Annotated in this window: 13 protein-coding genes; 4 read left to right on the plus strand and 9 right to left on the minus strand. The window is 62.0% G+C overall.

The genetic code is table 11. The features are described from left to right. The first annotated feature begins 252 nt into the window (after positions 1–252). The 4 genes from Q4610_RS20770 to Q4610_RS20785 are packed head-to-tail and all read left to right on the plus strand — an operon-like array spanning position 253 to position 1,484. Positions 253–627, plus strand: a complete 375-nt coding sequence (locus tag Q4610_RS20770; RefSeq protein ID WP_013041565.1) for a type II toxin-antitoxin system RelE/ParE family toxin — start codon at positions 253–255, stop codon at positions 625–627. Then, positions 624–950 (plus strand): helix-turn-helix domain-containing protein, encoded by a 327-nt coding sequence (locus Q4610_RS20775; protein ID WP_006964370.1) that lies wholly within the window; start codon positions 624–626, stop codon positions 948–950. Before Q4610_RS20770 ends, Q4610_RS20775 begins: the two co-directional genes overlap by 4 nt. Continuing rightward, positions 950–1,192 carry a hypothetical protein gene (locus Q4610_RS20780; RefSeq protein WP_013041566.1) on the plus strand — a complete coding sequence of 81 codons (243 nt, stop codon included), beginning with the start codon at positions 950–952 and terminating at the stop codon, positions 1,190–1,192. Before Q4610_RS20775 ends, Q4610_RS20780 begins: the two co-directional genes overlap by 1 nt. Continuing rightward, positions 1,185–1,484 carry a hypothetical protein gene (locus Q4610_RS20785; RefSeq protein WP_013041567.1) on the plus strand — a complete coding sequence of 100 codons (300 nt, stop codon included), beginning with the start codon at positions 1,185–1,187 and terminating at the stop codon, positions 1,482–1,484. Before Q4610_RS20780 ends, Q4610_RS20785 begins: the two co-directional genes overlap by 8 nt. Positions 1,485–1,504: 20 nt before the next feature. Here the strand turns inward: Q4610_RS20785 and Q4610_RS20790 are convergent, their stop codons facing one another. The 9 genes from Q4610_RS20790 to Q4610_RS20830 all read right to left on the minus strand — a co-directional run bounded on the left by Q4610_RS20790 (position 1,505) and on the right by Q4610_RS20830 (position 11,821). Then, positions 1,505–2,617, minus strand: coding sequence for a transglycosylase SLT domain-containing protein (locus Q4610_RS20790; protein WP_030092736.1), 1,113 nt, complete (start codon positions 2,615–2,617; stop codon positions 1,505–1,507). A 2-nt stretch (positions 2,618–2,619) separates the two neighbouring features. Continuing rightward, positions 2,620–4,335 carry a P-type conjugative transfer protein TrbL gene (trbL, locus tag Q4610_RS20795; RefSeq protein ID WP_030092735.1) on the minus strand — a complete coding sequence of 572 codons (1,716 nt, stop codon included), beginning with the start codon at positions 4,333–4,335 and terminating at the stop codon, positions 2,620–2,622. A gap of 10 nt (positions 4,336–4,345) precedes the next feature. Continuing rightward, a complete protein-coding gene (locus Q4610_RS20800) occupies positions 4,346–4,588 on the minus strand; it encodes an EexN family lipoprotein (RefSeq protein WP_019053956.1) in 243 nt (80 codons plus the stop codon). Positions 4,589–4,597: 9 nt separating this feature from the next. After that, positions 4,598–5,353 carry a P-type conjugative transfer protein TrbJ gene (gene trbJ / locus Q4610_RS20805; RefSeq protein ID WP_022675885.1) on the minus strand — a complete coding sequence of 252 codons (756 nt, stop codon included), beginning with the start codon at positions 5,351–5,353 and terminating at the stop codon, positions 4,598–4,600. Between the two features lie 25 nt (positions 5,354–5,378). After that, positions 5,379–6,620 (minus strand): TrbI/VirB10 family protein, encoded by a 1,242-nt coding sequence (locus Q4610_RS20810; RefSeq protein ID WP_304537754.1) that lies wholly within the window; start codon positions 6,618–6,620, stop codon positions 5,379–5,381. Positions 6,621–6,758: 138 nt separating this feature from the next. After that, positions 6,759–7,532: an SPOR domain-containing protein gene (locus Q4610_RS20815; protein ID WP_019053953.1), complete on the minus strand. Its 774-nt coding sequence runs from the start codon at positions 7,530–7,532 to the stop codon at positions 6,759–6,761. Positions 7,533–7,534: 2 nt separating this feature from the next. After that, positions 7,535–8,518, minus strand: coding sequence for a P-type conjugative transfer protein TrbG (trbG, locus tag Q4610_RS20820; protein ID WP_006964392.1), 984 nt, complete (start codon positions 8,516–8,518; stop codon positions 7,535–7,537). Between the two features lie 17 nt (positions 8,519–8,535). Beyond that, positions 8,536–9,255, minus strand: coding sequence for a VirB8/TrbF family protein (locus Q4610_RS20825; protein WP_006964394.1), 720 nt, complete (start codon positions 9,253–9,255; stop codon positions 8,536–8,538). After that, a complete protein-coding gene (locus Q4610_RS20830) occupies positions 9,242–11,821 on the minus strand; it encodes a VirB4 family type IV secretion/conjugal transfer ATPase (protein WP_006964396.1) in 2,580 nt (859 codons plus the stop codon). The genes Q4610_RS20825 and Q4610_RS20830 overlap by 14 nt, the downstream gene beginning before the upstream one ends. Between the last annotated feature and the right edge of the window lie 203 nt (positions 11,822–12,024).

Here is a 12,024-nt window from a genome sequence, read left to right on the forward strand (position 1 = left end):
CAGCGGACCGCCCATAGGATGACTTCTCCGGTAAAATGCCGCCCTTTGAAATCGTCCATCACAACCGACCTTACCAAGACAAGGCCCAACGTTGGCAACCGCATCAGAGTTTGCAACAGAGCCCGTCGCGCAGGGCGCTCGATTGAGCCGCCCCGATCGCGGTCGCCTCAATCGGCATAGCGAGCTGGCAATATGCACATACGCGCATAATTTCCGCTTGCGGGCTATGTATATTTGTGCATAATAGCCGCGATGGATACGGAACGGCCGGTTCGATGGGTGGCATCGTCAAAGCGCGATTTTCGGGAGTTCCCGGACGATGTGCAGGACGTAATGGGCTATGCCCTGCACCTTGCGCAGCAAGGCGGGCAGCACGCCAGCACTAAGCCGTTGAAGGGCTTTGGCGGCGCTGGCGTGGTCGAGATCATAGACGACCACCAAGGCGATACGTTCCGCACGGTCTATACGGTCAAATTCGCGGAGGCGGTCTATGTCCTGCACGCCTTCCAGAAGAAATCCAAGCAGGGCAAGGCCACGCCGCAGGCCGATATGGATTTGATCCGAACGCGGCTGAAATCCGCCGAGGAGCATCACCGGCAACACCAGACCCCGCGAGGCACAGCATGAGCGCACAGGACGAAATCATTGAGGAAGGCAGCGGCAATGTCTTTGCCGATCTAGGCTTTGCCGACCCCGACACCCACCTTTTGAAAGCCCAGCTCGTTACCCGTGTGGCCGAGGCCATGCAGGAGCGGAAGTTGACGCAGATCGCCGCCGCCAAGGTTACGGGATCTACCCAACCGGAATTGTCGCGCATCCTGCGAGGCCAGTTCCGCAGCGTCTCGGTTGAGCGGCTTCTAGCCATGCTCACCCGGCTTGGCTGCAAGGTCGATATTGTCGTGCGCCCGCAGGGGCGGACCACTGAATCGGCCGTGATCCACTTCGCCTAATGTGCGATGATTTCGCGCAAGCCCGGCTCGATATGTTCGAGGCCGGGCTATTCGGCCAAGGGCCTGCCTTCTGGCGCTGGATCGAAACCGACGCGGCGCAACCCTATCTTGCCGCTTTCGCCGCCGATCGACGGCCGCCCGAACCCGGCGAACCCTTCGCTATCGACCTTGCGGCCGACGACTTGCTTGCTCCCGATCGCCTCGCCCAGCTCGCCCTACAGATCGAGGCCGACCATGCTTGATCCCAATCCGTCCGTAGCCGACCTTGACGCATTGCTAGATCGCCACCGCAATGACGATGCGGCTATGGAAAAGATCGTTCGCGGGTATCTCCGTTGCGCGATCTACAGCTATCAGAAGCATTGCGTTTGGCGCGCCTTGCGCCACATCGGCAAGGACGATTGGAGTTTCAAAGAGGAAGACGTTGCCGCCTTGAGGGCCGAAGGCGCGAAATCCATTTCGGACTTTCGAGACTGGCTCATTGAGGAGCTGGCCGGGATGGGGATCAGCGCCCACACCGGCTTGCCGAATTGAGCGCCTAGCGCGCCGTCGCTTCAATTGCTGGCGGTGATTGTGCGCGGAATAAATCGCGGGTCCGCCGTGGGATCGGTAGGCGAAGGATGCAGCATGTCGCGCCGGAAATTCACCGCAACGGAAATAGGCGCGGCGTTCGGCCGAGCCGCCATGACGCGGGCTTGTGGAGCTGGCGCAGCCTCATAGCTGGCCATCGGCTGCACGGCCGCCGAGGTTAGGCCCCCTACCCCGCGTTCCGCTCTGGCGACGACAATTTGAGCGCGATCGAGCGGCCGAGTCTGATCGCCGGTATAGAAAGCCAGATGCCAATGATCGGCATGGCCCCGGTCCCCCGGCCCCAGCAGCTCCGCCACGCGAATACCATGTTGCGCCATCACGGCGCGGATTTGCTCGCGCGTGATCGTGTGCAGCCCGGCACGCGGCACGAAATCCACCGCCTGCCCATATTTGTGAAAGCTGTTGGCGGCCCCGTAATTGGCTTCCAGCGCCCGCCACGTATCGGTTATGCGAGCATTGAACGCAGCGGCCAAGATCGAGGCGACATAGCCCGCCGAGGCGTCGGCGCTGCCTTCGGGCTGGACGATCGCGGGTTGCGCCGCGAGCTGGCCCCCGCCCGTCGCGTCGGCCGCCGTGATCGTGAGTGGGATCGAGGTCGATCGCGCAGCAGGAGCGCCGCCGCTTACCGGCACGCCGTTCACGCTGTAGGTATTATAGCGCGAGGAAAGCCACGCCTCCCAGCGTGCGCCTTTCGCCATAATCAGCGCCCGATAGCGGGCATTATGGACCGGCGTTCGGGAATGATAATTGGCAACCCGCGTCCACAGGTCGCCCTTGTCATCCCGGATATGGTTTCTGATACGCCATGCAGCGAGGTTGTAGGGATAGCACCCCGCCGCAAGCACATATTCGGGCCGGATGCCGTAGCGTGCCAGCGATTGAATATAGCTGGAATTGAGCTGCATCGAGCCAAGATCGGCGGTGTTATTGGTGTTCTGGACGCGCGCGCCGGGCCGACCGTTCTCTTGTTCCGCGACCGCCAGCATGACGTTCGCCGGAATGTTATAGCGCAGCGCCGCCGCGATCGAGCATTGCACCCGTTCTTCTATGACAACCGGAGGCAGATCAGCGGCCATGATTAGCTGTCCCCCCTTCTCTGGACGAAGGCCGCAACTTCATCCTCTGGCGTCTCCATGTCGCCCGCATCACGGGCGGCCGAAATGGTATCGCCCGCGAATTGCGCCGTGGGGGGTGGCGATGAATCGGACGAGCTGGCGGGACTGCCCGCGCCGGTCGCGGGAGCGAGCGTTTCACTTCCCGACGATGCCGAGGCGGCCGACGCGCGGATATTGGCCGCCAGTCGGCCGCCCACCGTATTTCCCACCCGCTCTTTCAAAGCGCCCACCGCCATACCAGCGGCAGCGCCGCCGAGGATGCTTGCGGTTTTCGCCGCACGGCTAAGGCCGGTGCGTTGCGTGCCGCCAGTGTCGCCACTTTCGGGCGCGCCTTCACCTTGCGAGCTGGCGGAGCTGGCCTCCCCCTCCCCCGCAGGCGAGCCACCGGCAGCGCCGCCGCCGTTGCCGTCTTCACGATCGGCCGCCTCGCTACCCGCAGCGGCGCTTGCAGCCGTGCCACCGCCCGCGCTGGCGGCTTCCGAGCCGCCTTGAAGGCCGCTGTTGTCATTGGCCGGGGGGGAACCGCCATCGCCGCCCATAGCGACGCTAAGGGGCGTGCCGCCGCCCCCACCGCCACCGCCGCCGCCGTTATCGCCGCCTCCCGGCATGTCGCCCGCCGACGAAAGCGGTTGCCCGCCTCCCATGCCGGTTTGGCCGCCTTCACCACCGCTCCCACCAGCGGCAGCGAAGGCGGCCTTGATCGCGCTGGCTCCACCCGCAGCGTTCATCGCGCCAGCAGCGATCATAGCTCCACCCGTGGCCGCCGCCCCAGCGGCCATCCCGGCAGCACCCAGCGCGGCCCCTGCCCCAAAGGCTCCGATACCGCCCGCCGCGTGGATCGAGCCGCCGCTTATAACGCCCCCGACCATCGCGGGAACCTTGTTTACGAGCGCCAGAAGGACGACCGCGAAGACAAGCATGGTCCCTAAATCTTGGAGAGACGAACCCTCGCCCGTTGCGGCATAATATTGGTCAAGGAAGGTTTTGCCGACGCCGACGATAAGAACCATCGTCATCAGGGACGCGCCCACCGCGACCACCGTTTTGAAATAGTTCAGCGCAATATCGCTGGTCCACCGCGCGCCGCCGAAGCCCAAAAAGATAACCCCGGCATAGGCGAGGACATAGCCGGAGGCCAACAGCAGCAGCATATTCACGCCGACGAGAGCCAAAACAATCAGGATGCCCAGCGAAACCAAGATAGAAAGAGCGGAATCGACCGGAGTTAGGACGCTGGACGCTTCGACAGCTTGGCGGAAAATGTCGAAACCAATGTCCACAATACCCGATGGCGCGAGATTGTTAGGCAGGCCGGATGCCTGCGCACCCAACGAGCGCAGCCCTTCAATGATCGCCAAGCCGATCGCCGGGCCGTTGATGAGCAGCCACCAGAAGAAGCCGCAGAAGATGGCGAAGCGAATTGCTTCCGAAGCAAATTCGCCAAGATCGGCGCGGCGCAACGCCATTACCCCGAACGTCCAAATGAGGCTGACCGCCGCTAGTGTGCCGAATAGAATTGTCGCGTGCGTTGTGAAGACGCTCGCCCACGCCGCCGCCATGCTCTTATATTTGTTCAGAACATTATCGAGCATACCTTGCGATTGCGCATAGGCGGGAGTCGCGGCGAGCGTGAGCGCCACCCCCAAGGCGGACAGGTGTAGGCGAGCCAGAGCCTTCATAGTGCTATCCTCAATTCTGATAGGTTCCGATCGGCGTCGGCTTGGTTTCGTGCGCTAGTGCGCTGCCCGCTTCTTGGCACTCCGCGTCGGTTTCGACGCCGGATTTGCATCGGGCGACCTTCTCGCGGGCTTCGTCTAGGTGTTGAGAGTAATAGAGCATCGTTTTCGGTTCGGACTCGGACTTGCCGCAGGCCGCGAGAAGAAGTGTAGCGGTGCAGCAGGACGCGGCGATAAGTTGACGCAATTTCGGCATGGGCTTTCCTTAATTCTGATAGGTTCCGATCGGCGTCGGTTTGGTTTTCCGCATTGCGGCCGATGCCTCTGTTGCCGCAGCATCGCGATCGAGCTGATATTGCGATTGAGCCGTCAGCGCGGCGCTTTGCGCGAGCAGGACGCCGCGAATTTTCTGCAACTCACTGGCTTGTTGGGCCGCAAATTGATTGGCGTAGGACAGGGCTTGCATTTGCCCGCTCGCACCCGTGGCATTGGCCTGCAACTGGTCGAGGCGCTGGCCGTCAGACGCAAGCGTTGTCATGGCGCTGTTGATGCCGTTCATAGCGTCGGCATTTGCGGCCATCTGGCTTGTCGTGCGGGCGCGAGTAGCGGACAGAGCCGCCGCGCGCTGCGCCGCCGTGCAGTTCCCGAACGTGCAAGCATTGGTCTGATAGTAAGACGGATTTTTGAATTGATTCATGTAGGTGTTCACGTCGCCAGCTTGACGAGCGAACGAGCTGATTTGATTGACCTGCCCTTGGAGGCTGTCGATCGTTTGCGTAGCCTGCTGCCAGAGCTGGACCGGCGCGCCGACCGTGTTCTGAATCATATTTTGGTATTGCTGTAGCTGCGTCTGATACTGCTGGATTTGCTTCGCCACCGTGGCGACGTTTTGCAGCGCGGAAACGGTTGTCTGGCGGACGTTCGCAACGTCGATAACCGAGATTTGCGCATTGGCGGACGGGGCCGCCAGCGCGAGAGTGATCGCCAAAGAAATTTTAGCGGCTAAAATTCGAGACTTCATTTTGCTTGCTCCCTTTCATCTGGCGTCAATAATCGAATGAGCGGTAAGGCTTTGAAAATGTGAGGTCTTTCACGACGACCACATTGAAGCGGAAGCCGGGCCGGATAATCAGCGTGGGCGATATGTTCAGATTGCGCTCAATCATCATCGCCGTGGTCTGTCCGAGCTGCTGGCCGAGAGCTTGGCTAAGGGCTTGGCTGGCGGACATGGTGCCATTGGCGTTGAGGCCGGTTTGCGGCTGACTAAGGGTTACGCCAGCGGTCACACCAGACATGAGCAGAGCGGAGCCGAAGATACGGAACCAATGCGCGTTCACTTGGTCATGGAACCCGGCATAGCCCGCGCTGTCTGACCCCGGCATAGCGCCAAGGTCGATCGCCTTGCCGTCAGGAAAGATGATCCGTTGCCACGCGATGAGCGCGCGCGTCTGCCCAAAGACCGGGTTGGAATCATACGCGCCGACAAGGCGGGAGCCTTGCGGGATCAGGAGATAGCGGCCCGTCGCGGTATCGAACACGTTTTGGGAAACTTGCGCGACAATCTGCCCCGGTATTTGCGAGTTGATGCCGGAGATCAGCGTGCCGGGAATTACGAAGCCCGCGCGGAGCTGGTAGCGGGAGGGCGCTTCTACTTGGCTGTTCGAGGCCCAGCGATTGCCACCCGCATTGTTGGCGAACTGGCCATAGTTGGCAGGCGGGCGGGCATTGGCGGCACCCTGCCCGGCTCCGGCTCCTCCCCCGGCCACTTGGTTTGACAGGGCCGTAAGGGTGGCAATGTCGGAGGCCGAGGGCTGGCGGCCCTGCGCCATTGCAGCGGCCATTTGCTGTTGCAGGGCGACGAGCTGGGTTGCCGGATCAGCGCCGCCACTCATGCCGCCAGCGCCAGAGGATGCCCCATTGCGGCCGTCCTGCCATTTCAGGGCGGTAGGAGAGCGCACGGCGCTGCCAAATTGGGCAAGGCGTGCTTCGCGTATCGCTTCCATGCGTGCCCGGCGCAGATCGGCCGCCGTGGGGCCGTTGGGTTGCGCTGGCGAGGCGGTGACGGTTGGCGGCGCATTGGGATCGACCGGCGCGACCGGGATGCCATCGGCAGGCGGCAGCGGGGGCGCGTTCGCCATCACTTCCGCAGCACCGCTTGGAGCGGTCCCCGCAACCTTGTTCGCAACATCGGCCGAGCTTTGACCGACAGCCGGTTGAACCTTGGTCGCCGCATTGTCCGAGGAGCGATCAATCATAATCGACACCACGATGGCGATGAACAGCGCCACAATGCCGAGGACGATCAGCAGCGGCGCATTATTGACCCTGCGAACTCCCGTCACCAAGCGCCCGCTGTTCCCGTCCGCTGCACCGCCCGGCGAGGCTTCCGGCGACATGCTATCAGCATCAGACATAAACCTACCCCCTTACCCGGCCTTGACGACGCCACAGCGCGCGGCACGGATGCCCTTGCACTTGGCGCGCGCCGTCGCGCTGGATTGAAACTGTCCGAATTGGATGCCGTGAGAGCGTCCGTTTTGGACAAAGCGCGGCGTCACGCTCGCCCACGAAGGGCGAAGGCGCGCCGTCGCGCGCCAATAGGCGCGTGCTGCGCTTTCGGAGGAGAAGCCCGTCAGGCTGACAGACCACGTTCCGGCCTCTGTTCCATTGCCGCCGAAGCCGGGTTGCGTGCTGGCGACGGGCGACGGAACGGGAGGAGGTGCGGCAGGCGCTACGGGCCGGTTCGCCCGTTCGATCAGCTCCGGCGTTGCGCCGGTCAGATCGAGCGCCCACCCGGCAGACGGGTAGATACCCTTTTCATCCACGCCATAGATGCGGGAGAAAGTTTGCGCGCCGACCCGCAGCGTCACGCGGTAGGAATCGGCAATTGGCTGATCGACGTAATAGCGCAACGGCGTGGCCGCAGGATCGGGCTTCACGCCCTTGCCCGCCTCAATCACCGCATAGCCTGCTTGGCGCATCGAGGAGCGCAAGCCGTCACCATAGGCCCCGCCCCCGGTAGTCGGGATCAGCACCCGGCTAATCGCAGGCGGGTAGAGTTTCACCAGCTCCGCCACGGAATCGTCAACGAGGGCTTGGGCCTGATCGGGAGGAGCCGGAACGGCGAAGCTGTCCCGGTGCGAAACGCCCGCGCAGCTCGTAAGCAGGAAAGCCACTGATACAAAAATCGCACCGCGCACGATCAGCCCCCCCTTGTGATGGTGACGCGCTCTTGGCGCTTGCCGACACCGGAGATGAGGACCGCTTGGTCAAAAATCTGATCGACAATGTAGCGGCCATCTTGGAGCCGGTAATTGACGATGGAGGTATCAGCCGCCTTGGAGACGCTGCCCCCGGCCCGGACGATCAGCAGCGATGGCGCTTCCGTCTGCTCCATCGCGTGCGGCATTTCGATGATGGTTTTGACGCCATCATTGTAAACCCGGACGGGCTTCCAGCGTGCGCGGCCGTCAACGCTATAGTGGAAATCGAGATTGGAGAGATATTCGCTCCCTCCCCTGCCCGTCCCGCGCGCGCCATCGGGCACCGCCATCGTGTTTTCGGCGCGCGCCGTGTCCGATCGAGCGCGGAAAGCGGCCCATTTGGCTTGCGCTTCATCGGGATAGGTGAACGCCACCCGCGACATGAATTGCGTCCGGTGCGACACCAACCGGATATGGTAGGTGCGGCGATCGGTCGTCACGATCAGCGTTGTATTCAAGTTCGCATCGAGCGGCTTGATGATAAGATGCTGGGTTTCGTTCGGCCCGGAATTGGAAACGGCCGGTTCGATCAGCCAGCGGGCGCTATCGCCCACGTTGACCGAATTGATGTTCTCGCCCGGCTGCAACTGCACATCGCAGATTTGCAGCACAGCACAGACCACGGAGGGTTCGGAGGTGCCGAAGGCGAACAATACCGCGCCTTCGGTGCCCGGCACCGGCTTGATGCCTTCGGCGCTTTCCGCCTGCCAGCGCCGCGCGATCGACAGACCCTCGCGCTGGGTGCGCGTCAGGTTCGGATTGCGCGGGCTGATATAGGCATTGGGATCTACTTGCGCCCCTCCCCCGGCAGGCATGGGCGCGTTCGCGGGCGGCATGTCGTCGGGAAGCGGCGGGCCGTCCTGCGCGGACGCGATCGAAGGCAGCGCCGCGAGGGCGGCGGCGAAATAGGCGATCTTCTTCATGTTGATTGTCCCTCCCATCAGAGTGTGCGCGACCAAGAGAAATCTTGGACGAACACGCCCAAGGGGTTTTGCTTAATTTGTTCCTCCGTGGTGGCCGAGCTGGGCGGCGCAACGCGGATCGTGACGAGCGCGCGCATTTTCGCCGGAGGCTGGATAGGCTGGCCTTGCCGATCGCGCTCCGTCTCGGTCCAATCGACCTGCCAAGAGGTCTTGGTTTGCTGAATTACCGAGGCGATTTCGACCGACACGGTTTCCCGCGCCGCGCGGGCGAAAGGCGTATTGTCGGGATTGCCGTTGAGATAGTCGGTCATCTTTGCCAACGCCGGATCGTTCGGCGCGAGCATCCCATAGACCCGGAAAATGGCTTGCTTTTGGAGTTCAACGTCAGCCGTCACCATGCGGGCCGACTGGATGAAGGAGCCGACTTGCGCTTGCACCACGCGCGCATCGACCGGCGAAGCCACATCGGCCCGCTGGGTCGCTATCGCGTCCCCCAGCGAGTCCACGCGGACCACGTAAGGGATGAATTTCGATTGACTGCCAATCGCTATGATGCCGCCGACAGCGGCGAGGACGATCAGCATCGAAAGGATTGCCATAGTCTGCCACAAGCGCCGCGAGGCAGCGATGCCGCCCACATGCTCATTCCATTGCCGCCGCGCGTTCAGGTAGGGGTTGGGATCAACCGGGGCGCTTTCCGCAGCTCGCCGCCCCCGCAGCTTGTCAAACAGACTCATGCAGCTTCTCCGAGGTATAGGGGGCCGCCGCCGCGCGGCCGATATTGATGGTGGATTCGACGCCACGGATGGCCAGCCACTCGTTGACCCATGCCGGGCCATAGGCCGCTTCAAGGGCCTTAATGGTGGCGATGGATTCCTTGTCGGTCGCGCCGACGAAGGACAGGGCCACGGGGCCTAGCGCCAGCTCAAAGAGCCGCCGCCCCTGTTCCGAGAGATAGTAATATTGGCGCTTGGGGATGGCCGTCGCCAAGATTTCAATCTGGCGTGTATTGAGGCCCATGCGTCTGTAGAGTTGGGCGGTATCGTCATCGCGCGCATAGACGTTCGGCAGGAAAATCTTGGTCGCGGTGGACTCCACGATAACGTCAAGGATGCCCGAATTTGCGGCGTCAGACAGGCTTTGCGTTGCCATGAGAACAAGGCAGTTGGACTTGCGCAGCACCCGGAGCCATTCGCGGATTTTGGCCCGGAAGGCGGGATGCCCCAGCATAATCCATGCTTCATCAAGGATGATCGCGGCAGGCTGGCCCTTCAAAGATCGCTCGATACGCCGGAAAAGATAGAGGAGGACCGGCAGCGCGTATTTTTCACCGAGGTTCATCAGCTCCTCGACTTCAAACACGGTAAATTCCGACAGGCTCAGGCCGTCATGTTCCGCATCGAGAAGATGGCCCATAGAGCCGTCCACCGTGTAGGTGCGGATCGCCTCGCGCACCGTTTCATCCTGAATCGTGACCACAAATTCAGAGAGGGTTTTGCCCCCGCTGGCGTGCATGTTGACGATGGCGTTGCCGATTTCGTTGCGTTGCGCGGGCGTGGTCGCCACGCCGTTGAGGGCTAGGATTGTGTCGATCCAATCCATTGCCCATGCGCGATCGGACTTGGTTTCGAGGAATTGGAGCGGGCAGAAGGCGAGTTTTTCGTCATCCCCGGCGACAGTGAAATGCGCCCCGCCCACCGCCTTCGCCAGCGGGTAGAGCGACAGGCCCTTGTCGAACGCGAAAATGGACATGCCGGGATAGCGGCGGAGCTGGGCGGCGAGCAGGCCGAGCAGCGTTGACTTGCCTGCGCCCGTGGGGCCGAAGATGAAGCTATGCCCCACGTCGCGGACGTGGAGATTGAGCCGGAACGGCGTGGAGCCGTTGGTGACGCCAGACATGAGCGGGGGCGAGCTGGGCGGATACATCGGGCACGGCGCATGATCGAGGCCGGTCCATATCGAGCTGGTCGGCATCAGGTCGGCTAGGTTCATGGTGTTGATGATCGGGCGGCGGACGTTTTCGACGCCATGCCCCGGCAGCGTGCCCAAGAACGCCTCTAGGTTGTTCACCGTCTCGATACGGGCCGCGAAACCGAGTGCGTTGATAGCCTTTTCAAGCTGGCGCGCGGCCTGTTCTACCTTATCGCGGCTTTCGTCCGTCAGGACGACGACGCCGGTATAGTATCCTTGTGCAATAAGGCCGGAGTTGACTTCCTCCAGCGCATTATCGGCATCGGCCACCATCGAAAGGGCGTCCTGATCTATCTTGCCGCTGTTGGTCTGGAAAACCTGATCGAAGAAGCCGCGAACCTTTTGCCGCCACTTTTTGCGGAAATCCTCAAGGTGTTTCACAGCTTCATGGAGGTCCATAAATATGAACCGCGTGGACCAGCGATATTCAATCGGCAGCTCGCCCAGCGCCGAGAGGATGCCCGGCGTCGATTCCATCGGGAAACCTTCGATCGCTACCGTCTGGACGAACTTGTTGCCGATGCGCGGGATTACGCCCGTCCACATTTCGACACCGCCGATGATGGAATCGAGATACATCGGGTTCGAGGGCAGCACGACCGGCTGATTTTTGCCGGTGACGCAGAATTGCAGCCACCGCAAAAAGTCGTCGTGCGTCACGGTCGAGCCGTCCTCATTTTCGACCTTGTGAGCGCGAAGGCGGGTCAGCTTCACGGCCGAGGACAGACGGCTTTCAAATGTGGTGATTTCGCGCTTGAAGCGTTCAACCAGGTCGGCCGTGCGTTGCTTGTTGTTCGGCCGCTCCCGATCGTCGTCAAACATCAGCTCGACAAACTTTTGCTCCGCTATGACCGGAGGGAAATAGGTCGCGGTAATGACGAAATAGCCCTCATACATGGTGCCGAGGGACTGGAATAATTCGCGCCTTTCCTGATCTATGGCGTCCGTCACCGGGTCAGGAAAATGCGACAGACCCGCAGCCGAGTAGGCGGCAGCAGGGCGGCGCGGCGCGTCAACGTGGATCATCCAGCCATTGCCCAGCCCGGCGAGAGCTTGGTTGATCCGAAAGCTGACCATATCGCGCTGGCGGTCGGTGGAGCTGGCGTTATCGTCGCCCTCATAAATCCACGCGGCCATGAACGAGCCGTTCTTGCCGACGATTACGCCATCATCGACCATCGCCCCATAGTTGAGCAGATCGGCAAGCCCTTCATCCTTGGAGCGATACCGGGCCAGCTTGCGTTCGGCCGCGTTGGCGAAGGACGCAAAGGCGAGGACCGCGAGCAGGGCCGCCCCGAAGATCGCTATGACGACAGCGATTGTCTGGATCATTTTTTCTTCCCCGGTTGCCGGTAGCGGCGGAATTGCAGGCGGCCGTTCTTGCGGAAGGGCGTGGAGTGAGCCGGGTAGTAGGGGTGACTACACGAAAGTGACGTATCTGCACGCTAGGGGGGCGCCAGTACATTATTCGGACACGTCGCAGATCAGACAGATAGGCGATACCGCCGCATATGAAGATCGCCGCGCGCGTATAG

This window comes from Sphingobium cyanobacteriorum (assembly GCF_030580935.1).
GTDB classification, from domain to species: domain Bacteria; phylum Pseudomonadota; class Alphaproteobacteria; order Sphingomonadales; family Sphingomonadaceae; genus Sphingobium; species Sphingobium cyanobacteriorum.

What these genes read in the sequence shown, in the direction of transcription:
- trbJ (WP_022675885.1), bottom strand. Translation starts at nt 5,353, where the DNA reads ATGAAGTCTCGAATTTTAGCCGCTAAAATTTCTTTGGCGATCACTCTC.
- Q4610_RS20830 (WP_006964396.1), bottom strand. Translation starts at nt 11,821, where the DNA reads ATGATCCAGACAATCGCTGTCGTCATAGCGATCTTCGGGGCGGCCCTG.
- trbG (WP_006964392.1), bottom strand. Translation starts at nt 8,518, where the DNA reads ATGAAGAAGATCGCCTATTTCGCCGCCGCCCTCGCGGCGCTGCCTTCG.
- Q4610_RS20785 (WP_013041567.1), top strand. Translation starts at nt 1,185, where the DNA reads ATGCTTGATCCCAATCCGTCCGTAGCCGACCTTGACGCATTGCTAGAT.
- Q4610_RS20770 (WP_013041565.1), top strand. Translation starts at nt 253, where the DNA reads ATGGATACGGAACGGCCGGTTCGATGGGTGGCATCGTCAAAGCGCGAT.
- Q4610_RS20790 (WP_030092736.1), bottom strand. Translation starts at nt 2,617, where the DNA reads ATGGCCGCTGATCTGCCTCCGGTTGTCATAGAAGAACGGGTGCAATGC.
- Q4610_RS20780 (WP_013041566.1), top strand. Translation starts at nt 950, where the DNA reads ATGTGCGATGATTTCGCGCAAGCCCGGCTCGATATGTTCGAGGCCGGG.
- trbL (WP_030092735.1), bottom strand. Translation starts at nt 4,335, where the DNA reads ATGAAGGCTCTGGCTCGCCTACACCTGTCCGCCTTGGGGGTGGCGCTC.
- Q4610_RS20825 (WP_006964394.1), bottom strand. Translation starts at nt 9,255, where the DNA reads ATGAGTCTGTTTGACAAGCTGCGGGGGCGGCGAGCTGCGGAAAGCGCC.
- Q4610_RS20775 (WP_006964370.1), top strand. Translation starts at nt 624, where the DNA reads ATGAGCGCACAGGACGAAATCATTGAGGAAGGCAGCGGCAATGTCTTT.
- Q4610_RS20800 (WP_019053956.1), bottom strand. Translation starts at nt 4,588, where the DNA reads ATGCCGAAATTGCGTCAACTTATCGCCGCGTCCTGCTGCACCGCTACA.